At 63.0% G+C, this 20721-nt stretch carries 21 protein-coding genes; 6 read left to right on the forward strand and 15 right to left on the reverse strand.

Translation table 11 applies throughout. The features are described from left to right. The first annotated feature begins 103 nt into the window (after positions 1-103). Together OHD62_RS26020 and OHD62_RS26025 are read left to right on the forward strand one after the other, a co-directional pair. Positions 104-718, forward strand: coding sequence for a dimethylsulfoniopropionate lyase (locus OHD62_RS26020; protein WP_263788707.1), 615 nt, complete (start codon positions 104-106; stop codon positions 716-718). Positions 719-721: 3 nt separating this feature from the next. Further along, positions 722-2197, forward strand: coding sequence for a cobyric acid synthase (locus OHD62_RS26025; protein ID WP_263788708.1), 1476 nt, complete (start codon positions 722-724; stop codon positions 2195-2197). A gap of 1 nt (position 2198) precedes the next feature. On the opposite strand, the gene OHD62_RS26030 is transcribed toward OHD62_RS26025, so the two are convergent. The 3 genes from OHD62_RS26030 to OHD62_RS26040 all read right to left on the reverse strand — a co-directional run bounded on the left by OHD62_RS26030 (position 2199) and on the right by OHD62_RS26040 (position 3919). Further along, complete coding sequence (locus OHD62_RS26030; RefSeq protein ID WP_263788710.1) at positions 2199-2618, reverse strand: VOC family protein; 420 nt, start codon at positions 2616-2618, stop codon at positions 2199-2201. Positions 2619-2689: 71 nt separating this feature from the next. Further along, positions 2690-3520: a helix-turn-helix domain-containing protein gene (locus OHD62_RS26035; RefSeq protein ID WP_263788712.1), complete on the reverse strand. Its 831-nt coding sequence runs from the start codon at positions 3518-3520 to the stop codon at positions 2690-2692. A gap of 228 nt (positions 3521-3748) precedes the next feature. Then, entirely contained in the window at positions 3749-3919 is a 171-nt protein-coding gene (locus tag OHD62_RS26040; RefSeq protein WP_263788714.1) for a hypothetical protein, read from the reverse strand. Positions 3920-4178: 259 nt separating this feature from the next. On the opposite strand from OHD62_RS26040, the gene OHD62_RS26045 reads away from it, so the two are divergent. Beyond that, complete coding sequence (locus tag OHD62_RS26045; RefSeq protein WP_263788716.1) at positions 4179-4610, forward strand: TerB family tellurite resistance protein; 432 nt, start codon at positions 4179-4181, stop codon at positions 4608-4610. Between the two features lie 17 nt (positions 4611-4627). Here OHD62_RS26045 and OHD62_RS26050 read toward each other — a convergent pair whose 3' ends face one another. The 5 genes from OHD62_RS26050 to OHD62_RS26070 form a co-directional block, all read right to left on the reverse strand. Continuing rightward, positions 4628-6250 carry an ABC transporter ATP-binding protein gene (locus tag OHD62_RS26050; protein WP_263788719.1) on the reverse strand — a complete coding sequence of 541 codons (1623 nt, stop codon included), beginning with the start codon at positions 6248-6250 and terminating at the stop codon, positions 4628-4630. Next, entirely contained in the window at positions 6247-7116 is an 870-nt protein-coding gene (locus OHD62_RS26055; protein WP_263788721.1) for an ABC transporter permease, read from the reverse strand. The genes OHD62_RS26050 and OHD62_RS26055 overlap by 4 nt, the downstream gene beginning before the upstream one ends. Next, on the reverse strand, positions 7113-8060 hold the full coding sequence (locus OHD62_RS26060) for an ABC transporter permease (protein WP_263788723.1): 948 nt from the start codon (positions 8058-8060) through the stop codon (positions 7113-7115). The genes OHD62_RS26055 and OHD62_RS26060 overlap by 4 nt, the downstream gene beginning before the upstream one ends. Positions 8061-8313: 253 nt before the next feature. Further along, positions 8314-9792 (reverse strand): ABC transporter substrate-binding protein, encoded by a 1479-nt coding sequence (locus tag OHD62_RS26065; RefSeq protein WP_263788725.1) that lies wholly within the window; start codon positions 9790-9792, stop codon positions 8314-8316. A gap of 155 nt (positions 9793-9947) precedes the next feature. Next, the gene (locus tag OHD62_RS26070; RefSeq protein WP_263788727.1) at positions 9948-11228 is read right to left on the reverse strand and encodes an acetylornithine deacetylase/succinyl-diaminopimelate desuccinylase family protein; all 1281 of its coding nucleotides are present in this window, start codon (positions 11226-11228) and stop codon (positions 9948-9950) included. A gap of 222 nt (positions 11229-11450) precedes the next feature. Here OHD62_RS26070 and OHD62_RS26075 point away from each other — a divergent pair, with 222 nt between their 5' ends. After that, positions 11451-11879, forward strand: a complete 429-nt coding sequence (locus OHD62_RS26075) for a L,D-transpeptidase (RefSeq protein WP_263788729.1) — start codon at positions 11451-11453, stop codon at positions 11877-11879. Positions 11880-11926: 47 nt separating this feature from the next. Here the strand turns inward: OHD62_RS26075 and OHD62_RS26080 are convergent, their stop codons facing one another. The 7 genes from OHD62_RS26080 to OHD62_RS26110 all read right to left on the reverse strand — a co-directional run bounded on the left by OHD62_RS26080 (position 11927) and on the right by OHD62_RS26110 (position 17907). Next, entirely contained in the window at positions 11927-12925 is a 999-nt protein-coding gene (locus OHD62_RS26080) for a lipid A biosynthesis lauroyl acyltransferase (RefSeq protein WP_263788731.1), read from the reverse strand. Positions 12926-12927: 2 nt separating this feature from the next. Beyond that, complete coding sequence (locus OHD62_RS26085; protein WP_263788733.1) at positions 12928-13956, reverse strand: zinc-binding dehydrogenase; 1029 nt, start codon at positions 13954-13956, stop codon at positions 12928-12930. A gap of 36 nt (positions 13957-13992) precedes the next feature. Continuing rightward, positions 13993-15264: a beta-ketoacyl-ACP synthase gene (locus OHD62_RS26090; protein ID WP_263788736.1), complete on the reverse strand. Its 1272-nt coding sequence runs from the start codon at positions 15262-15264 to the stop codon at positions 13993-13995. A gap of 18 nt (positions 15265-15282) precedes the next feature. After that, the gene (locus OHD62_RS26095; RefSeq protein WP_263788737.1) at positions 15283-16476 is read right to left on the reverse strand and encodes a beta-ketoacyl-ACP synthase; all 1194 of its coding nucleotides are present in this window, start codon (positions 16474-16476) and stop codon (positions 15283-15285) included. Positions 16477-16591: 115 nt separating this feature from the next. Further along, positions 16592-16873 (reverse strand): acyl carrier protein, encoded by a 282-nt coding sequence (locus tag OHD62_RS26100; protein WP_006335407.1) that lies wholly within the window; start codon positions 16871-16873, stop codon positions 16592-16594. Between the two features lie 306 nt (positions 16874-17179). Further along, a complete protein-coding gene (locus tag OHD62_RS26105; RefSeq protein ID WP_263788797.1) occupies positions 17180-17728 on the reverse strand; it encodes a histidine phosphatase family protein in 549 nt (182 codons plus the stop codon). Next, positions 17728-17907 (reverse strand): hypothetical protein, encoded by a 180-nt coding sequence (locus OHD62_RS26110; RefSeq protein ID WP_263788798.1) that lies wholly within the window; start codon positions 17905-17907, stop codon positions 17728-17730. The genes OHD62_RS26105 and OHD62_RS26110 overlap by 1 nt, the downstream gene beginning before the upstream one ends. A 160-nt stretch (positions 17908-18067) precedes the next feature. Here OHD62_RS26110 and OHD62_RS26115 point away from each other — a divergent pair, with 160 nt between their 5' ends. Together OHD62_RS26115 and OHD62_RS26120 are read left to right on the forward strand one after the other, a co-directional pair. After that, positions 18068-19018, forward strand: a complete 951-nt coding sequence (locus OHD62_RS26115) for an AEC family transporter (RefSeq protein ID WP_263788801.1) — start codon at positions 18068-18070, stop codon at positions 19016-19018. A gap of 162 nt (positions 19019-19180) precedes the next feature. Next, positions 19181-20638 (forward strand): NAD-dependent succinate-semialdehyde dehydrogenase, encoded by a 1458-nt coding sequence (locus OHD62_RS26120; protein WP_263788804.1) that lies wholly within the window; start codon positions 19181-19183, stop codon positions 20636-20638. Positions 20639-20721 lie beyond the last annotated feature (83 nt).

The raw sequence follows: 20721 nt of genomic DNA on the forward strand, positions 1-20721 counted from the left end.
TGGCCTGTTGTTTTTGGCTTTGCGCGCGCCCCAATCTAGACCAATGATGCCGCCGCGCAACCCGACGCATTGCGGAACGGCTGTGCGCGAATCGGAGCATGATGTGTCGACGAATCCAGATGAACTGCTAACGCATTTCCGAACCTATCTCGAAACCTTCGAGGATGCGCTGGTGCGCGATGCGGTGGCCCGGATCGTCTGGGACATGCCGTCGCGGCCGCTCGAACCGCATCGTCTGCCTTGCCTTCGCTATCTCGATCGCGTCGCCGAACTTGCGCCGCCGAATGCCCGACCCCTGGCGCGGTACCTTGCGGCGCATTGCAATGAACTGCGCTGGGGTCAGACCTACAGCGCGGCCGATTTCGGCGCGGAATTCCTGAGCAGATATGGCTGGCTGGAGGTCTTCGGCACGCGCGGTCCCTTCGTCAATGACGAGGTGGCGGCCGGCCTGCTGATCCTCGGACCTGATATCGTCTATCCCGACCACCACCATATCGCCGAGGAGATCTACATTCCGCTGACCGGCGGGACGGAATGGCACAAGGGCGACAGCGGCTTTCATGTTCGCGAGGCCGGCGAGGTGATCCACCACGCCTCCAACGTCAATCACGCCATGCGAACGGCCAAGGAGCCGCTGCTGGCGCTGTACATCTGGCGTGGCGGACCGCTAGCGCAGAAATCGACCATTCCCGGCACAGTCGCGCAGGGCAGGGCCTGAGCCATGGCCAAAGCAATCATGCTGCAAGGCACGGGCTCCGATGTCGGCAAGACGGTGCTCGTCGCGGGCCTCTGCCGCGCGGCGAAGAAACGCGGCCTGAAGGTGCGGCCGTTCAAGCCGCAGAACATGTCGAACAATGCCGCCGTCGCCGACATTCCTGGCGACAACAATGCCGGTGGCGGCGAGATCGGCCGCGCGCAATGGCTACAGGCGATCGCCTGCGGTGTCGCGCCAAGCGTGCACATGAACCCGGTGCTGCTGAAGCCGCAGACCGATGCCGGCGCGCAAGTCGTCGTGCAGGGCAAGGTGTTCGGCGAGGCGGGGGCGCGCGACTACCAGGCGCTGAAGGGGCGGCTGATGGATGCGGTGCTGGACTCCTGGGCAAAGATTGGCGAGGGCGCTGACCTGGTCATCGTCGAGGGCGCGGGGTCGCCGGCCGAGATCAATCTCAGGGATCGCGACATTGCCAATATGGGTTTTGCCACGCGCACCAACGTCCCGGTGGTGCTGGTTGGCGATATCGATCGCGGCGGCGTCATCGCCTCGGTCGCCGGCACGCATCTGATCTTGCCGGAGGAAGACCGGCGCATGATCGTCGGCTATCTCATCAACAAGTTCCGCGGCGATGTCTCGCTGTTCGAGGACGGCATCAAGGCGATCGAAAAATTCACGGGATGGCGCTGCTTCGGCGTCGTGCCTTGGCTCAAGGCGGCGGCGCGGCTGCCGTCGGAGGACTCAGTCGTGCTCGAACGGCTGGCCTCCGGCGAGAAACGGGCGCTGAAGGTAGCGGTGCCGATGCTCGGCCGCATCGCCAACTTTGACGATCTCGACCCGCTCAAGGCCGAACCGCAGGTCGAGGTGGTCTTCGTGCCGCCGGGAAAGCCACTGCCGCAGGATGCCGGGCTGGTGGTCATCCCCGGCTCGAAATCGACGATCGCCGATCTCCTGAAATTCCGCGAGAACGGCTGGGATCGCGACCTTGTCGCCCATCGCAAGCGCGGCGGCCATATTGTCGGCATCTGCGGCGGCTTCCAGATGCTGGGCAAAGTCGTGCGCGATCCCGACGGCATCGAAGGCAGCGTCACCGAGGCGGAAGGCCTTGGCCTGCTCGACATCGAAACGGTGATGGAGCCGGAAAAGACCGTGCGTAATGTCAGCGCGCATTCCGTGCCATTCGACCTGCCGCTTGAGGGCTACGAGATCCATCTCGGCCGCACCACGGGACCGGACACGTTGCGGCCATCGGCGATCATCAATGGCGTCGAGGACGGCGCGATCTCCGCCGACGGCAAGGTATCAGGCACCTATATGCATGGGCTGTTTTCCGCCAACGCTTTCAGGGCAAAATTCCTGGAGAGCCTCGGCGTCAGGGGCGGCGGCATCGACTATCGCGCCGAAGTCGAACGGGCGCTGGACGAGGTCGCAGCCGAGCTGGAAACCCACCTCGACTGTGACGCGATTTTTGGTTTGGCCCGCTGATTCAGACCTTCTCGCCGGCCTTCGGCCAGTAGGTGCCGAACGACCAGACATTGCCCTCGGGATCGCGGCAGATGAATTCGCGGCTGCCATAATCGCGGTCGACAAGTTCCTCCAGGATTTCGGCGCCGGCGTTCTTGGCACGCTCATAAGCTGCGTCGGCGTCCGCGACGGCGACGTAGATTGATTTGCCGCCACCCTGGCCTGGCGCTCCGATCATCTGGCCGAATTTGTCGTCGCGCGCGGTGCCTAGCATGATCATTGAGGAGCCGAACGTCAGTTCGGCGTGTTGGATGACGTCGCCTTCGCCGTAGCGGGCACGAACGCTGAAGCCAAAGGCCTCGCCCAGCCAGTCGATCATCCTGGCCGCGTTCCTGTAGCGCAGGGTGGGATAGAGGCGGGGCGCTTCGATTGCTGTGGGCATGACGGTCTCCTTCAATCGGGTTGTCGATGACCCAATCTGAGCGAAGGCTGCTCCGGCGTCTTGAAGAAATGTTACCTGACCGCGAGCGCCGTCGGCGTTTGCCCGGCAAGGTCGCGGAATTCGCGCACCAGATGCGACTGGTCGGCGTAGCCGCAATCGGCGGCGATGTCGGCCCAATCGCCTTTGTCCTGCCGCGAAAGACCGAGCGCCCGGTTGAAGCGGACGATGCGCGACAGCGTCTTGGGGCCGACGCCGATGGCGTCGGAGAATTTTGCCGAGAGATGCTTGCGGCTCCAGCCCAGCCTGCCGGCAAGAGAGGAGACGCGAAACCGGCCGCCTGACATGATGATCCGGTCGTAGGCCCAGGCGATTTCAGCCGGCGTTTCCCGGGCCTCAGCCAACCGTGCGGCGACGAAGGCTTCCGCCATGTCGAAGCGGCGGCTCCAGTCCTCGGCGTTGCCGAGCTTTTCACGCAGGACGATGCCTTCGACACCGAGAACATCGTCGAGACCGACCATGCGGTCGGTCAGTTCGCTCATCGGCTGACCGAAGAAGCGGCGGGCGCCAAGCGGCGTGAAATTGATCTGGACACAGCAGGCGCCGCCGAAGGACTCGATCACCACGGGACCGGCGTAGAGGCCGGCGGCGAAACTGGCGAAGCGATCATTGTCACCGGGGTTCCTGCCGAGCCCGATGGCGAAAGGCTCGGCGAAGCTGATGACCAGCGGCACGGTCAGCGAGGCGTATTCGACGTTGCGGAAACGGCCGGGCTTGGTTTCGCGATAAAAGCAGATATCGCTCACCGCACCCCGAAGCCGGGGGCCGGGCACACGCCGCGCCATCTCGAACCGGTCGAGATCGGGACTGGGATGGCCGTTGCCGTCGTCGCTCTGGGCGGGCATGAGCTTTCCTTCCGCCCGGGGACTTTAACAGACCGTCGCTTGGAATCAAAAGCGCCCGGCTTTTGACCGGGCGCTCCGAGTTGCCTGAGATTGGAGTGCTTGAAGCGCGTCGTGCCTGATCAGGCTCATACGATGCGCTTCAAGCTTTTGTTTTATGCATGTCGTTGTCCCAAAACCGCTGCGCACCCTCGGGTCAAGCCCAAGGGCATGCTTTTTGGGCGACATACATCAGGCGCCGCGCATCAAGCAACCGGCGGCAAGCACAATGTAGGCGATGAGGACGATCCACACCGCGGATATCGGAATAAACGCAAGAGCGCCAAGAGCGGCGAGAATGCCGATGATAGCGAGCACAAGGGAAATGATGAAAATCAACTGAGTAGGTGCACTGAGATTCATGTGTGGCTCCTCCAACATGATTCGTACATTCGCAGTCTATCAGGCCCGCAACCATACACCAGTCAGGCCCCGCCATGGGTTCCGCCGGCAGTTCCGCCGCGATTGGCACCTTCTAACCCGTTTGCGTAAGGCTGATTCCGCGCTACCTATTCCAAGCGCGTCGCGACGCGCTTGGATTTTTGTTTTTATGCATGTCGTTTTCCCAAAACCGCTGTGCACTTTTGGGCGACATGCATTGGACGAATCGAAGGGGAATTCCATGGCATTCGCTTTGCTGGATCAGATACGCTCGATCTTCGAAGGTGACCCCGGCGTGCGCAAAGTCGCGGACGATCCTGTGCTGTCGGCGGAATTGCTGATGCTGTTCCGCATGATTCTGGCCGACGGCTCCGTCAGCGAGAGCGAGATGGTCGCCTTCAGGCGCATCTGCCGGGAAGCTTTCGGCATTCCGGAAGCGAGCATCGACAGCGTCATCGAATATCTCAACGAATTCGGTTACGAGACCAACGGCTCGCAGGCCATCGCTGAGTTTCGCGACCTCGACATCGAGCGGCGCAAGCTGCTCGCCCGTCACATGGCGGAAATCGCCAAGGCCGATTCGCAATTGGCTGAGACCGAGGTACGCTTGTTGCGCCGTACGCTCGACCTGCTCGACATCAGCCCGGTCGATGTGGTGAAGCCGAAAGAATAAGTCGACCGTCCGGCAGCTCACCCCTGTTCCCGGAGCCGCCGCGCGATCGCCCGATGCAGGTCAGGAGCCGCGGTGACCAGCGCCTTGGCCGCGTCGGACTGCGGGTGGTCGAGCACCTCGCTTGTCTTGCCGCGCTCGACGATGCTGCCGTCATGCATGACCATCACCGCGTCGGTGATGGCGCGCGCGACGGTCAGATCGTGGGTGATGAACAGGTAGGCGATGCCGAGCTTCTGGTTGAGCTCGGCGAACAGGTCGAGGATCTGGGCGCGGATCGAGACATCGAGCGCCGAGACCGGCTCGTCGGCGACGACCAGCTTCGGGCGGGTGATGATGGCGCGTGCGATCGACAGGCGCTGGCGCTGGCCGCCTGAAAATTCGTGCGGGTATTTGTCCATGTCGCGTGGGCTGAGGCCGACCTCGTGCAGGGCCTTTGCCACCATCTCGCGCCGCTCGGTATTTGTCGGCTTCTTCTCCAGCACATGCAGCGGTTCGGCGACCAGTCTTTCGACCTTCTGGCGCGGATCGAAGGAGCCGTAAGGGTCTTGGAACACCACCTGCATGTCGCGTCGCGCCGATTTGAGGTCAGCCTCGCTCTTGCCGGTGATATCTTGCCCGCGAAACCGGATTGTTCCCGATGTCGGTTCGTCCAGGGCCAGGACCATGCGGGCGAGCGTGGACTTGCCGCAGCCGGAACGCCCGACAAGGGCCACCGACTGGCCCGGCGCCATCGAGAAAGACACTTCGTTGACGGCGCGAATTGGAGCGGTGCGTTTGAACAGAGACGTGCGCCGGCCAAGATAGTCCCGCGTCACACTGTCTACCTGAAGCAGCGGTTTGCCTTGGCCGACCTCGTGTATCTTGGCGCGAGCGGGTACATGCATCGAGGCCTGCGCCAGTTGGCGCGTGTAGGGATGGAGCTGTTCGGACAGCGTGCGCGCGGTGTCGCCGGCCTCTATGATTTCACCATGGCGCATAATGGTGATGCGATCCGCCATTTCGGTCACCACCGCGAGGTCGTGCGAGATCAGCAGCAAGCCCATCCCGTTTTCCGCGACCAGATCGCGCAAAAGATCGAGGATCTGCGCCTGCAATACCACGTCGAGCGCTGTCGTTGGCTCGTCGGCGATCAAAAGCTTGGGCTTCAGCGCGCAGGCGATAGCGATGACGACGCGCTGGCGCTGGCCACCGGACAATTCATGCGGATAGCGCGACAGCGGGAATTGCGCTGAGGGCAGGCCGACCCGGTCGAGCATTTTTCGCGCGCGCTCCTCGGCGTCGGCCCGGTTCGCCCCGGTGTGCCAGCGAATGCCTTCGGCAACCTGTTCGCCAATGGTCTTGACCGGATTGAGCGCCGTCATCGGCTCCTGGAACACCATGCCGATATCGTCGCCGCGCAGCGCGCACATCTGGTCTTCGGTTGCCGAGAGGATATCGATGCCGCCGAAGGTGACACGCCCCGTGGCGCGTGCCGCAAAGGGCAGAAGTTGCATCACCGTCAGCGCCGTCATCGATTTGCCGGAGCCGGATTCGCCGACCAGCCCCATCACCTCGCCGGGGGCGACTGACAGCTCGATGTCCCTCAGGATCGGTGTGTCGGCGATGGCCAGCGACAGGTTTTCGATTTCGAGCAGGCTCATCGCTGCCGCCGCGACCGGGGATCGAGGATGTCGGCGATGCCGTCACCGAGCAGGTTGAGACCAAGCACGGTGATGACGATCGCCATGCCCGGGAAGATCGCCATCCACGGCGCCACCACCATGCGGGTCTGCGCATCGAACAGCATGCGGCCCCAGCTCGGCATCGGCGGCTGCGTGCCCAGCCCGACATAGGAAAGCCCGGCTTCGGCCAGGATGCCCAGCGCGAACTGGATGGTGCCTTGCACGAGGAGCAAAGTGACGATGTTGGGCAGCACATGCTCGATGGTGATCAGCGTTTTGCCTTTGCCGGCGGCGCGCGCGGCGAGGATGAATTCGCGCGGCCAGATGGCGAGTGCGCCAGCCCGTGCAACCCGCGCGAAGACCGGGATGTTGAAGATGCCGATGGCGATGATGGCGTTGATCGCACCCGGTCCGAAGATGGCGGTGATCATGATCGCCGAGAGCAAAGCGGGGAAGGCAAAGACGAGATCGTTGAGCCGCATCAGCGCTTCGTCGACGAGGCCGCCGCGGGCCGCGGCAAAGGCGCCGAGCGGCACGCCGACGCCCATGCCGATGCCGACCGCCACCAATGCCACGGCGATCGAGTTGCGGGCGCCGACCATGATCATCGACAGGATATCGCGGCCGAAATGGTCGGTGCCGAACCAGTGCGCCAGCGAGGGTGCTTGCGTCCTGTCGGCGACGATCAGCTTGGTGACGTCATAGGGGGTCCAGAAGAACGAGACGATGGCGATCGCTGCCACCAGCGCGGCGATGACGAAGCCGGCGAGGAACGAGCGGTTTCGAAACGCCTTGGCGAGGATGCTGGCAAGGTTTTCCTCGGGAATGTCGATGTGCAGCGTCATGGCCGGCTTCTCAGGCGCGGATCGACAACCGCATAGGAGAGATCGACAAGCAGATTGACGATGATGACGGCGGCGACCAGCAGCATGACCACGCTTTCGACCACGATCAGGTCGCGCTGGGTGATCGCCTGGAACACCAGCCGGCCGAGGCCTGGCAGGTAAAAGACGTTCTCGATGATGATGGTGCCGGCAAGCAGGAAGGCGAATTGCAGGCCGAGAATGGTCAGCACCGGGATCATGGCGTTGCGCAGCGCGTGCCGCCACAGCACGGCGCGATAGGGCAGGCCCTTGGCGCGCGCGGTGCGGATGTAGTCCTCGTTCAGCACTTCGATCAGCGCCGAGCGGGTGACGCGGGCGAGGATCGCCGCTTGCGGCAACGCGAGCGCGATCGCCGGCAGGACCAGCGATTTCAGCGCCGGCCAGACTCCGGCGCCCCAGCCCGGAAATCCGCCCGCCGGCACCAGCCGCAGCCAGACGGCAAACAGATAGATCAGCATCAGCGCGAACCAGAAGTTCGGCACGGCGACGCCAAGCTGCGCGGCGCCCATCGCGACCGTGTCGCTGGCCCGTCCATGCCGGCCGGCCGAAAACAATCCGACCGGAATGGCAATGAGGGTGGACAGCGCCAGCGCGATCAGCGCCAGCGGCAGGGAGACGACGACGCGCTCGCGGACAAGGTCGATGACCGGCACCGAATAGGTGTAGGAGCGGCCGAAATCGAGGCTCATCAAGCCACCGGCCCAATGCAGATAGCGCCAGGCGAGGGGGGCGTTGAGGCCCATCTGGTTGCGCAGCAGCTCGACCTGGTCGGCGCTGGCGTTCATGCCAAGCATCAGCCGCGCCGGGTCGCCGGGAATGATCTCCAGCACGGCGAAAACCACCATGGAGGCCAGGACCAGCGTGGCGACGGCGATGGCGAGGCGTTTGAGGAGATAGGCGGTCATGGCAACGGCACTGAAGCGTTGCCAGTTGCAAGGATCGACCTAGGCCGGAGTTCCCGCCCACCCCCCTCTGTCCTACCGGACATCTCCCCCGCAAGGGGGGAGATCGGCAGCTTCGGCGGCACGCCTTTTTTTCCACGTTCAGGATTGGCGAAAGCGGCTGAGCGCGCAATCTCCCCCCTTGCGGGGGAGATGCCCGGCAGGGCAGAGGGGGGTGTGACGGAGCGCAAGCGTCGCCTCTTTGGCCAGCGGACCCTCAATCCGTCCACTTCACCTTGGTCAGGTCATTGGCCTGGATCGGCGCGTTTTCCCACAGTCCCTGCAGCTTGGCGTCCCAGACGCCGACTTTCGGCAGTTCGTAGAGGAAGCCGACGACGGCGTCGTCGGCCAGTATCTTCTGCGCCTCGCCGAGCAGCGTCATGCGCCTGGCCTCATCGGAGGTCAGATTCAGCTCGGCAATGATCTTATCGAAGGCCGGATTGTCGTAATTGAAGTAATAATCCTTGCGCGAATAGATATCGATGTCGTTGGGTTCGGTGTGGGAGACAATGGTCAGGTCGTAGTCCTTCTTGGTGAATACCTGATCCAGCCACTGTGCCCATTCGACCGGAATGATCTCCAGATCGATGCCGACGTCGCGAAGCTCGGAGGCGATGATCTCGCCGCCAAGCCGCGCATAGGAGGGCGGCGGCAGCTTCAGCGTCGCCTTGAAGCCATTCTCAAGGCCGGCTTCCTTCAGCAGCTCCTTGGCCTTCGCCACATTGTGCGGATAGAGGCCGGTGAGGTCGACATAGGCCTTGTTGGCGGGTGACATATGCGAGCCAATCGGCACGCCAAGGCCGGCCGAGGCGCCGTCGATGATGGCCTTGCGATCGAGCGCAAAGGAAATCGCTTGTCTCACCTGCAGCTTGTCGAAGGGCGGCTTCTTATTGTTGATCGAAAGAATGGTTTCGCCCTCGGTGGCGCCGATCACCACCTTGAAGCGGGGATCGTCCTTGACCTGGGCGACGCTGTCGGGGTCGAAGAAAGGGAAGGCCTGGATGTCGCCGGAAAGCAAGGCTGGCACGGCGGCGGCGGCATCCGGGACGATGCGGAACTCGGCCTTATCGAGCGATACGGGCGTGCCCCAGTAGTTGTCGGATTTGACCAGCGTGATCGACGAACCCTTGGCCCAGCTTTGGAACTTGAACGGACCGGTGCCGATGGGTTTCTCCTTGTTGGTGTCGGCTGATTCCGGCGCCACGATCACCGCATCGCCCCAGCCCATATTGTAGAGGAATGAGCCTTGCGGATTCTTCAGCGTGACCTTGACCGTCGCCGGGTCGATCACCTCGACCTTGTCGATGGCGGCGAACAGGCCCTTTTGCGCGTTGACCGAGTTGTCGGCGCGGGCGCGGTCGAGCGAGAATTTCACGTCGTCGGCGTTGAAGTCGGTGCCGTCGTGGAACTTCACGCCGGTATGCAGCTTGAACGTGTAGACCTTGCCGTCGTCGGAAATGGTCCAGCTTTCGGCGAGGTCGGGCAGCACCTCGCCATTCGGGCCGATGCGGGTCAGGCCCTCAAACACGTTGGCGTAAAGCACTTCGTCGATCGCTGCCGCGGCCCCGGCGGTCGGATCGAGATGCGGCGGTTCCAGCGGAATGCCGATGACGAGGTCGGTCCGCGCTGCAAACGCAGAGGTTCCAGTGGCCAGTGCCAGCGCCGCGGCGGCCAGAATGGTTTTCCACAATTTCATCGCGCAACTCCCCATAGGCTCGAATGTGCTCAAAACCCGGCGGATAGAAGCGTGATTTCGCCGAGGAGTAAATCGCGTTTCATGCTGCCCGGCAGTGCAGGGAGGAATGTTTTTCTCCGAACTGCATGCTCAATCGATTGGCGCGTACCCGGTCGTTACCCGGCGGCGGTACCTCTCAGCAGCACGTTGAGCCCGATCGCCATCACCTTCGCCGATTCCACCATGTCCGATATCCCGACCCATTCATCGGGCCTGTGGGCGAGGTCGAGAATGCCGGGGCCGTAGGCGATGCAGTCATAGATGTGGCCGATGCGGGCAATGTGCTTCTGGTCATAAGTACCCGGTGAGATAACATAGTCCGGTTCCCGGTCGAAAATCTCCATGATGCCTTGCGCCACCGCCTTCACCACCGGCGCGTCGCGCTCGGTCATCAGCGGCAGCACCTCCATGAGGTCGCGGATCTCATAGTCGAATTTCTTGCGCTCGCGCTTCAGCCGCTCGAGGATATCAGTGACCTCGCTTTTGACCGTGCCCAAATCCTCTTCGAGCAGGAAACGGCGGTCGATGGTCAGCCGGCACCAATCGGGCACGTTGGGCGAGGGCAGGCCGGGCCGGAAATCCTCGGTCTGGCCGCCATGGATCGAGTTGATGTTCATGGTCGAGCGTTTTGCCCCTTCGGGCACGACCGGCATGCGTGTCATCTTGCGGTCGAGCGCCGGGAACAACTCGTTCTCGAACGCCTGCAGCACGGCACCCATGTGGCGCACCGCATTGTCGCCGAGGAACGGCATCGAGCCATGCGCGATCTCGCCCTTGGTTTCGATCTCCGCCCACCAGACGCCGCGATGGCCAAGGCAGATGCGATCCTTGTTCAATGGCTCGGGGATGATGACATGGTCGACCTTCGGCGCGGAGAAATAGCCGAGCTTCGCCAGATGGGCGACGCCGCCGAAGCCACCGGACTCCTCGTCGACGGTGCCTGAGATTTCGATCGCGCCGGGAAAGTCCGGAAAGACCTCCATGAAGGCCTCGGCGGCGATGATGGAAGCGGCCAAGCCGCCCTTCATGTCGCAGGCGCCACGGCCATAGACCCTGCCGTCCCTGACGGTGCCGGCGAACGGATCGAGGCTCCAGCCTTCACCGGCTTCGACGACATCGATATGCGAGTTGAAATGCACGCAGGCGCCAGTCGAGCGGCCGTCAAAGCGGGCGACAACATTGACGCGCGGATAGCGGTCGGTATCGCCGGGCGTGCCTTCGGCGCGGATGAATTCGATCCCGAAACCGCGCCTCTTCAGCCGCGCGCCGATATATTCGGCGCATGGCCGATAGGCCTCGCCTGGGGGATTGATGGTCGGAAAGCGGATCAGATCCGCGGTCAGCGCGACCAGGTCGTCGACCCGGTCATCGACTGCCTTCAGGAGTCGTTCGTTCATCCGGCGAGTTGAGCAGCCAAGCACGCGATTTGGCAAGCCTGTTGGCGGATCGCGTCAAAGTTGCGTGTCGCCGCGGCAACTATGGCGGGAAATCATTCAAATTCGCTGCTTTGGATTGGGGAATTCGTCAGGGAGTGTGTGCTATTTCGCTCACGCGCCATTAAAAAGATGAATAATGGCGTGAAGACAAGCAGGCAGGGGCAATCAAAGGGGTTTGATCGCATGAAAAAGACCGTTCTCATGGCAGCGGCTCTGGCAACAGTGCTGTTTGGTTCTTCGGTCGAGGGCCAGGCTGCAAATCTGGTTGCAAACATCGACGTGTCGTCGCAGACGATGACTGTAAAATATGGTGGGTCAGTCTATCGGTGGAAGGTATCCACCGCCCGCCGGGGCTATTTCACGCCGCGCGGCAGCTACCGGCCGCAACGGACCGAACGGATGTGGTATTCGCGCAAATACGACATGTCGCCAATGCCGTATTCGGTGTTCTACCGCGGCGGCTACGCCATCCATGGCACGGGCGCGGTCCGGCAACTCGGACGCCCAGCCTCGCATGGCTGCGTGCGGCTGCACACATCCAACGCCGCAGCCTTCTATTCGATGGTGCGGAAAGCAGGCTTCCGCAACACACGGATCGTCGTCACCAATTAGACGGCGCCACATCAGCCGGGGCCGAGGTCCATTTTTGAGGCCGCCGTTCAGGCGGCTTCGCCGTGCGCTCTCGCCTGTTGACGCCGCTTTTTGCGGCGGTTGCTTATTTCCCACCTTTTGTGGAACCACATCCACTGGCCGGGATCCTCGCGCACCCAACGCTCGACGACATCGTTGAGAAGCTGGGTGGTGCCATGGACGTCGACACTGCCGCCGGCGGTGCGCGGCAAGATCAGCCTGTCCTCGATCTCGAGCCGGAAGCGGTTGCCCGGCAAGCGCATGCAACGCGCCGGATAGACATCGCAGTCATAGTGCCGGGCCAGGGTGGCCAGGATCCGGTTGCTCTCGCACGGGCGGCCAAAGAAGGTCGTCTCGAGTCCACCTGAGAATTTCTGGTCGACGAGGACGCCGATATTGCCGCCCTTCTCCAAGATGCCTGCCAGCGCGAATGAAGCGCCGGTCGAGGAGGGCAGCAGGGAGCCCATGGTCGATCGGCGGGTCGAGAGAATGTAGTCGGCAAGATAAGGATTGTTGGGCGGGCGAAACAGCGCCGTGATGTTCATGCCGAACGTCGCGGCAGCGACCGGAAGCAATTCGAAATTGCCGAGGTGCCCGGTGAAGATGATGTGTGGCTTTTCCTCGCCGGCGATTTGAACGAAATGGTCTATCCCCTTGACCTCGACGCGGCCCGGCTTCGCCGCCGCCGGATCAAAGTCGAACAAGGCGTCGAGAAAAATGTACTCCGCCGCGAGGCGAGCCATATTGCCCCACATGTCGGAGGCGATGGCCTGGATCTCCTTTTCGCTCTTCTCGGGGTAGGCCTTGCGCAAATTGTCGATGGCGACGTCGTGGCGTCCGACCCGGGGACCAATGCGGCGCGCGACCCGGTCGGCGAAATTGAGCGCGCTGTCCACCGGCAGCAGGCGAAGCACCGAAATCATCGCCATCGCGGCGCGCGCTACAAGCCAGTAGTTGAACTGGCGAAGCCGCCTGCCGTGGCGAAACGCCAGGTCGCGGCGGACCTTCTTGAAAGCGCTGCCGAACATTCTCAGCCGACACGCAAGATGATCTTGCCGAACACGTCGCGGCCTTCCATGCGCTTCAGCGCGGCATCGATGCCGTCGAAGCCGACTTCGGTGTCGATGACTGGCGCGACGAGACCCGCTGCCATTTTCTGCATGGCGTCGGCCATGTTTCCCATACGGCAGCCAAAGGAGCCGAGCAGTTTCAGCTGCTGCTGGAACAATTGCATCAAATTGATCTGCGTCGACACGCCCGAGGTGGAACCGCAGGTCACCAGGCGGCCGCCGCGCTTCAGACACAGCATCGAGGCGGCAAAAGTGTCGGCGCCGACATGCTCGAAGACGACGTCGACGCCCTTCTTTTTGGTCAGCTTGCGCACGACGCCTTCGAAGCGGTCCTCGCGATAGTTGATGACGTGGTCGGCGCCAAGGGCTTTCGCCTTGTCGATCTTTTCGTTGGAACCGACCGTGGTGATCACGGTGCAGCCCATTTTCCTGGCAAGCTGGATCGCGGCCGAGCCGATGCCCGAGCCGCCGGCATGGATGAGGATGGTCTCGCCGGGCTGCAGCCTGGCATTGTCGAACAGCATGTGCTCGACCGTGCCGAAGGTTACGGGTGCTACGGCCGCGCCGATATCCGTGACGCCGGGCGGGGCAGGGACCAGCAGGCGCGCCGGCAGGTTTATCTGCTCCTGCGCAAAGCCGTCGAGATGGAAGCCATGAACGCCGGAAACATGCTCGCAGAGATTGTCACGGCCTTCGCGGCAGGCGCGGCAAAGCCCACAGGTGCGCGCGCCGTAGATCGACACCAATTGTCCGGGCACAAGGTTGGAAACGCCAGGGCCGACTGCTTCGACCTCACCGGAGGCCTCCGCACCGACGACCAGCGGCAGCTTGCGCTTAGCAAAGGCCATGCCGCGCCAGCCCCAGACGTCGATGTGGTTCAAGGCCACTGCCTTGATGCGCAGCGTCACTTCGCCGAGCGAAGGCGGCGGTGGGGGCGGCAGGTCCACCGTCTCAAGACGGCGATCCTCGATAAGTTGCAGTGCGCGCATGGAGCCAGTCGGTTCTGTTGAGCGGAAAGCGCTCGCTTAGACCGGTTCCCGCGCCATGACAAGGCAGGTGTTCTGGCCGCCGAAGCCGAAGGAGTTCGACAAAACGGTGCCGACCTCGGCGTTGCGCTTCTGGTTAGGCACCACGTCGAGCACGATCGCCGGATCGGGATTGTCGTAGTTTATGGTCGGCGGAATGACGCTTTCACGCATCGTCATCAGCGAAAACGCAGCCTCGACGGCGCCGGCCGCCGACAGCGTGTGGCCGATCATCGACTTGTTCGACGAGATTGGCATCGAGCCGATCCGCTCGCCGAACACGGTCGACAGCGACAGATGCTCCATCTTGTCGTTTTCCGGCGTCGAGGTGCCATGAGCGTTGACATAGTCGATCTCGTCTTCGCCAAGCCCGGCATCGGCGAGGGCGGCACGCACCGCTGCGATCGCCGGCGAACCGTCCGGCTTGGAGCGGGTGCGATGGAAATCGTCGGCCTTTTCACCGCAGCCGCGCATGATGCCGAGAATGGTCGCACCACGGGCCAGTGCGGCCTCCAGCGATTCCAGCACCAGCGCGCCAGAGCCTTCGGCGAGGACAAAACCGTCGCGATCCTTGGAAAACGGTTTTGAGGCCTTTTCGGGGAGGTCGTTGTGGGTGGAAAGCGCCGACAGCAGCGAAAATCGGATCAGCGCCTCGGCGGTCGCCGAACCGTCGGCGCCGATCGACAGCGCCCTGTCGCATTCGCCGCGGCGGATCGCCTCGACGCCGAGTTGGATGGCGGTGGCTCCGGAGGCGCAGGCCGTCGACAGCGTGATCGGCAGGCCCCGCGTGCCGAAACGGTCGGCCAGCCGGTCGGCGATCGAACCGAACTGCGTGGTTTCGAAAATGTCTGTTACCTTCAGGCCCCGCGCCACGCGCAGCAGCCGTTCGGAGCCGATGTCGTGCTTGTCGGAATTGTAGAGCGAAAAGCGCTCGCTCCAGTCGAGTTCGACCGGCGGCGAAGCGAGGAAAAGCGGTCCGCCGAAATCGCCTGCGTCGAGACCGGATTCGGCCACCGCTTCCAGTGCAGCGGTTTCGGCCAGTTCATAGGTGAGAAGGCTGGCGCCCTTCGAACTGGACGGCAGGAAGTCGACCATGCCGGAAATGCGCGTGTTCAGGTGATCGACCGGAAAGCGGGTGATCGGATGGATGCCAGACTTGCCTGACGTGAGTGCCGCCCAATTGTCGGTCTTGCCGACGCCAAGCGAGGTGACCACGCCGATGCCGGTAACCGCGACGATCGGCCTGCCCATATGATCTCTGAGATTGGCCATCTTTTTTCCTGAGACAGTTTAATCGGCGGCGCTGACCAGCGCCATGCCCTCGAATTGGTGATAGCCGATCGCCGTTGCAAGCACGGTCCTGGGAATACCGCTGAACGGCCGCTCGTTGGCTGCGTCAAAGACGGGGTAGGCGGCCTTGCGCTCGACGGCGAGTGCCGCCAGCGCTACGGCGAAGGGGAATTGCGCTTCCTTCATATGGCCGGTCAGTGTCGAAAAGGCGCGCGTGGCGATCGCCGGGTTGGCATCGAACGCCGATTTCTCGGCAGCGGTCGCGGCATGGGCACCCGACGCCCCGGAGACGGCAAGCAGCTCGCCGTTTGGCAAGGCGGCCTGCTTAAGCAGTAAGGCGATCTCGGCATCGAGCTCGTCTCGCCGGCGCCTGGCGCGTCCGGACACGACCGCACCGAGTTCGGCGTAGATCTTGCGCCCACGGCTCAATGCGTGCGCGCGTTGTTCCAGAACGAGAAAGGCGCCGCCGGATCCAGTCACCACCCCACCGCCTTCGCCGCCTTGCCTTTGCCAGACCGGCTTCCAGGCGCCGCGATGCAGGTAACCGGCCAGCTCATAGCCGAGCAGCATATCGGAATGCTCGGTCTGGAAGGCGCCGCCGACAAGGATATGCGTCGACTGGCCGGAGCGGATGCGGGCAGCAGCCGTCTCGACGGCGGCGACGCCGGCACCTTCCTCGCCCATGAAGGTGCGCGATGATCCCGTCACCTTGTGGACGATGGAGATGTTGCCGGCAAGCAGGTTGGAAAGCTGCGCCAGAAACAGCGTCGGCCGCAATTCAGTGGTCAGCTTCTCGTTGAGCAGCACGTCGCGGTCGTTGCGGCTTTCGGACGCTGCGAGAATGTCGGCGTCGACCGCCTCGTCGCGCTCGCCGCCACCGGCGGCCACCACCATGTCCATGGTGGCGCAGAGTTCGTCATTGCCCTTGATGCCGGCGTCATCCAGCGCCATGCCGGCGGCATAGGTGCCCAGCCTCTGCCAGGTTTCCATCTGGCGCTGGTCGCCGCGCTTGGCGATCTGCAGGTTCCAGTCGATCTCCGGCAGCGGGTGGATGGTGTAGGGTGAAAAGCGCGTCGCCTCCAACACCGGTTGCGCGCCGGGCTGAGTGAGCTTTTGCCAATGTGCATCCGGACCTTCTCCCAGCGAAGAGACAAGGCCGATGCCTGATATGACGACGTCGCGGGGGCTGTTCATGTGCGGCTTTGTGAGTCAGGCTGTTTTCTGATTTTGCGCATAGTCCTTTCCGAAAATCGTTGCCGATTTTCGGGGTCATGCGCTGAGCGCGTCAAGCTCGCGCGCTCAACCGGCATCAGGCGTTCTTGGCCGCGACCAGCGCGTCGATCTTGGCACACAGGTTCTTCATGACAAAATAATCGTCGGTCGAGGCCTTGCCGTCATTGACCTCCTGCGTCCATTTTTCCAGCGGCACCTTGATGCCGAATTCCTTGTCGATGGCAAAGACGATGTCGAGGAAGTCGAGGCTGTCGATGCCGAGATCGTCGATGGTGTGGCTTTCAGGGGTGATCGTGTCGATATCGATCTCACTGGTGTCGGCGATGATCTTAGCGACTTTGTCGAACGTGGTGGACAAGGGCTTTTCCTTCGGTTGCGGGCGGAATCTGTCCGCATGTGTAGCGCGCTGTCTAATCGGTTTTTCCGGGCAGGAAAAGGCCTCATACGCCGGGCGCAGATGGGATGCCGGCCTGCCGAACGCAAGAAGGGCCGCCGCTTGGCCCGGCGGCCCCTCCCATTTGACGTAGGGTCAGGCTTTGTTTCGATGCATGTCGTTTTCCCAAAACCGGAACCACTTTTGGGCGACATGCATTAGCTGTCGCGGAGCTTGACCAGGTCGTTCAGCAGTCCGCCCGTTCCGTTGTGGACGGTCAGCCGCGCGCCGTCAGAAGGTGACGCGGCCAAGCACGCGCAGGCCATCGCCCCGCGGCTCGACCACCACCGCTTCGCCTTCGCGGGGCGAGACGCCTGTGAGGGCCACGATGTCTTCGAGATGCGTGACCATGACCAGATTGTCGGAGCCGGAATAGCCGCGGATCTCGTTCATGATCGCGGCAAGCTGGGCGGCTTTCTCACTCGGGTCGGTCTTCAGCAGGTCAAGGGGTGCGAAGGGCTCGGGCTCCGTCTCGAAGGCGATGCGGGCGGTGTCGAGGCAACGGCAATAGCGGCTGGACAGAACGCGCTCGATGGGGGCCGCGCGGGCGCCGAACAGGGCACCGATCCTGCTCGCTTGTTGCTTGCCGCGCGCCGAGAGGTTGAGCTGGGTCGCGCATTTGGCGATGTCGAAATTCGCTGGATCGGTGGTGCCAGTGACCATCGCATGGCGAAGCAGCACGACATGGCCGCCATCGCGCAGCAGCGCCCAGCCGGCATCCGTCGCATGCGCTGTGACAGGAAAGACGAACAGCAACAGCGCCAGCAAAAATCGAACCATCAACTGTCCTTTTCCCATCCCGGCAGGTGAGTGCCGGTGACCGGCATATAGGGATGGCAAAGCCGGCTGAAAGACAAGCGCAGGCCTATTTCTTCGCCATTTGCCGCTTCACCAGGTCGATCTTCTGGTCGGTGAGCGGAGATGGGGATCGTGTAGCCGGCTTCGGTGACAAAGCCCATTCGTCTGATGTGTCCGCCCTGATGATCCCTCTATAGCGCTGCCACTCAACCATGATCAAATTCCGGCATGATCAAATTCTGGTACCGATCATTTTTGGCAGAGCTGGTTTCCAAGAGCCGGCGATTGCATGGCTAGGCGGGCTCGCCTATCACGGGAAAAATGTCGCCGCTCACCGAAACCGTTCTCTTCGTCTTCAGTCTTGTCGCGCTCGGCTATCTCGCCGGGCTTACCGGCTATCTCCGGCCGGCGAGCGGCGAGGGCATATCCGAATTCGCCATCAACGTGGCGCTGCCGCCTTTGCTGTTCCAGACGATGGTGAAATCCGATTTCCATGGCGCCACGCCGTGGTCGCTGTGGGGCGCCTATTTCACCGCAGTCGCGCTCACCTGGGCCGCCGGCCATCTGGTGACCACGCGGATCTTCGGGCGGGACGCGCGCGCGGGCGTCGTCGGCGGTGTGTCCTCGGCCTATTCCAATATTGTCCTGCTCGGAGCTCCCTTCATCCTCGGCATTTTCGGGGCGGATGGGTTTGAAGTGCTGTCGCTGCTCGTCGCCGTGCATCTGCCGATCATGATGATGGCCTCGATCATCCTGTTCGAGATGTTCGGCCGCGGCGGCAGTGAGCCCGTGCATCCGCTGCGCGTCATCCGGGGTTTTCTGAGGAGACTGTTCCTCAACCCACTGATCATCGGCATCCTGGTCGGACTTGCATGGCGCCTCAGCGCTGCGCCATTGCCCGGATTCGCCATGCGGCTGGTCGACGCGCTGGCCGATACGGCCGGGCCGGTGGCGTTGTTCGCGATGGGGCTCAGCCTGCGCCGTTTCGGCATTTCCGGCAATGTCCGGCCGGCGCTGGCGCTGTCGGTGCTGAAACTGTTCCTGATGCCGGCGCTGGTGCTCGGCCTGGTCTGGCTGTTTGGCCTGCCGCCGCTGACGGCCAAGGTGGCGGTGGTGGTGGCGGCGCTGCCGTCCGGCATCAATTCCTATCTCATCGCCGTGCAGTTCAACACTGGCCAGGCGCTGGCGTCGAACCAGATGACCATCGCCACGGCCAGCGCGGTCGTCACCACGGCCTTCTGGCTGGCGGTGGTCGTGCAGGTGTTCGGGTAGTTTTCGCTGGACCAAGCCCTATATGCCATCTTGCGATTGCTTGCAGGGCTTGCCCTAGGTAAAGAGCAGTGGCTCCAGCGTGCCGGGCATCGATGCCATTGCGCACGCTCACCGAGGAAATCCAGCGACCGGCCCGTCAGTGCGCCGAACGGAGGCTAGACCATGCTTCAGAAAACCAGCCATTTCATGCGCCAGGCCAATCTCATCAATGGCGAATGGGTGCAGGCCGACAGCGGCCAGACGGTTGACGTCAACAATCCCGCCACCGGCCTCAAGATCGGCACCGTGCCAAAGTCGGGCAAGGCGGAAACCCGCCGCGCCATCGAAGCCGCCGAAGCCGCCTTCAAGACGTGGCGCAAGACCACCGCGCTGGAGCGCTCGAAGCTGCTGCGCAAGCTGCACGACGCAATGATGGACAATCAGGACGTGCTGGCGGAACTGCTTACCATCGAGCAGGGCAAGTCGCTGTTCGAATCCAAGGGCGAGATCGGCTCGGCCGCGTCGTATATCCTGTGGTTCGCCGAAGAAGGCCGCCGCACCTATGGCGATGTCGTGCCGTCGCCCTGGGCGGACCGCCGCATCCTGGTGACCAAGGAACCGGTCGGCGTCATCGCCGCCATCACGCCGTGGAATTTCCCATCCTCGATGCTGGCCCGTAAGCTCGGCCCGGCGCTCGCCGCCGGCTGCACCGCAGTCGTCAAGCCGGCTTCGCAGACGCCTTATTCCGGCCTCGCCTGGGGCGCGCTCGCCGAGGAAGTCGGCTTCCCCAAGGGTGTCATCAACATCCTTACCGGTGCCGCCGGCGAGATCGGCGACGAGATCTGCGCCAATCCGCTGGTCAAGAAGATCACCTTCACCGGCTCGACCGAGGTCGGCAAGATCCTGATCCAGAAGTCGTCCGTCACCGTCAAGAAAGTGTCGATGGAGCTCGGCGGCAATGCGCCGTTCATCGTCTTCGACGACGCCGACATCGATCGCGCCGTCACCGGCGCCATCACCGCGAAGTACCGCAATTCCGGCCAGACTTGCGTTTGCACCAACCGGTTCCTGGTGCAGGCGAAAGTTTACGACAAATTCGTCGAAAAGCTCGCAGCCGCCAGCAACGGACTGAAGGTCGGTTCCGGTCTTGAAGAGGGTGTGCAGCAGGGGCCGCTGATCGATGAGAAGGCGGTCGAAAAGGTCGAGGAGCTGATCGCCGACGCCACCGCCAAGGGCGGCAAGGTCGTCGCCGGCGGCAAGCGCCATGCGCTTGGCGGCTCGTTCTTCCAGCCGACCGTGATCGCCAATGCGACGCCGAAGATGCGCTTCATGAAGGAAGAGATCTTCGGCCCGGTGGCACCCGTGTTCAAGTTCGAAACCGAGGAAGAGGCGATCACGCTCGCCAACGACACCGAATTCGGCTTGGCCTGCTATTTCTACACCGGCGATCTCGGCCGCGCCTTCCGGGTGATGGAAGGGCTGAAATACGGCATGGTCGGCGTCAACGAAGGCCTGATCACTACACCGGAAGCGCCGTTCGGCGGCGTCAAGGAGTCGGGCCTCGGCAAGGAAGGCGGACATCAGGGCATCGAGGACTATCTCGACACCAAATATGTCTGCATCGGCGGGCTTGGCCTCTGATTGCTATCGGGGTCTGTTGATCACGACAGACCCCACTCAAGCCCGAAAGGTCAGGCGGGCATCGATCAACCAACCGGCATTTC

Source organism: Mesorhizobium sp. YC-39, assembly GCF_025753795.1.
Lineage (GTDB): Bacteria > Pseudomonadota > Alphaproteobacteria > Rhizobiales > Rhizobiaceae > Mesorhizobium.

Excerpts from the sequence above, each read along its gene's own strand:
- OHD62_RS26025 (WP_263788708.1), top strand. The coding sequence starts at position 722 with ATGGCCAAAGCAATCATGCTGCAAGGCACGGGCTCCGATGTCGGCAAG.
- OHD62_RS26030 (WP_263788710.1), bottom strand. The coding sequence starts at position 2,618 with ATGCCCACAGCAATCGAAGCGCCCCGCCTCTATCCCACCCTGCGCTAC.
- OHD62_RS26035 (WP_263788712.1), bottom strand. The coding sequence starts at position 3,520 with ATGCCCGCCCAGAGCGACGACGGCAACGGCCATCCCAGTCCCGATCTC.
- OHD62_RS26040 (WP_263788714.1), bottom strand. The coding sequence starts at position 3,919 with ATGAATCTCAGTGCACCTACTCAGTTGATTTTCATCATTTCCCTTGTG.
- OHD62_RS26045 (WP_263788716.1), top strand. The coding sequence starts at position 4,179 with ATGGCATTCGCTTTGCTGGATCAGATACGCTCGATCTTCGAAGGTGAC.
- OHD62_RS26050 (WP_263788719.1), bottom strand. The coding sequence starts at position 6,250 with ATGAGCCTGCTCGAAATCGAAAACCTGTCGCTGGCCATCGCCGACACA.
- OHD62_RS26055 (WP_263788721.1), bottom strand. The coding sequence starts at position 7,116 with ATGACGCTGCACATCGACATTCCCGAGGAAAACCTTGCCAGCATCCTC.
- OHD62_RS26060 (WP_263788723.1), bottom strand. The coding sequence starts at position 8,060 with ATGACCGCCTATCTCCTCAAACGCCTCGCCATCGCCGTCGCCACGCTG.
- OHD62_RS26065 (WP_263788725.1), bottom strand. The coding sequence starts at position 9,792 with ATGAAATTGTGGAAAACCATTCTGGCCGCCGCGGCGCTGGCACTGGCC.
- OHD62_RS26070 (WP_263788727.1), bottom strand. The coding sequence starts at position 11,228 with ATGAACGAACGACTCCTGAAGGCAGTCGATGACCGGGTCGACGACCTG.
- OHD62_RS26075 (WP_263788729.1), top strand. The coding sequence starts at position 11,451 with ATGAAAAAGACCGTTCTCATGGCAGCGGCTCTGGCAACAGTGCTGTTT.
- OHD62_RS26080 (WP_263788731.1), bottom strand. The coding sequence starts at position 12,925 with ATGTTCGGCAGCGCTTTCAAGAAGGTCCGCCGCGACCTGGCGTTTCGC.
- OHD62_RS26085 (WP_263788733.1), bottom strand. The coding sequence starts at position 13,956 with ATGCGCGCACTGCAACTTATCGAGGATCGCCGTCTTGAGACGGTGGAC.
- OHD62_RS26090 (WP_263788736.1), bottom strand. The coding sequence starts at position 15,264 with ATGGCCAATCTCAGAGATCATATGGGCAGGCCGATCGTCGCGGTTACC.
- OHD62_RS26095 (WP_263788737.1), bottom strand. The coding sequence starts at position 16,476 with ATGAACAGCCCCCGCGACGTCGTCATATCAGGCATCGGCCTTGTCTCT.
- OHD62_RS26105 (WP_263788797.1), bottom strand. The coding sequence starts at position 17,728 with ATGGTTCGATTTTTGCTGGCGCTGTTGCTGTTCGTCTTTCCTGTCACA.
- OHD62_RS26110 (WP_263788798.1), bottom strand. The coding sequence starts at position 17,907 with ATGGGCTTTGTCACCGAAGCCGGCTACACGATCCCCATCTCCGCTCAC.
- OHD62_RS26115 (WP_263788801.1), top strand. The coding sequence starts at position 18,068 with ATGTCGCCGCTCACCGAAACCGTTCTCTTCGTCTTCAGTCTTGTCGCG.
- OHD62_RS26120 (WP_263788804.1), top strand. The coding sequence starts at position 19,181 with ATGCTTCAGAAAACCAGCCATTTCATGCGCCAGGCCAATCTCATCAAT.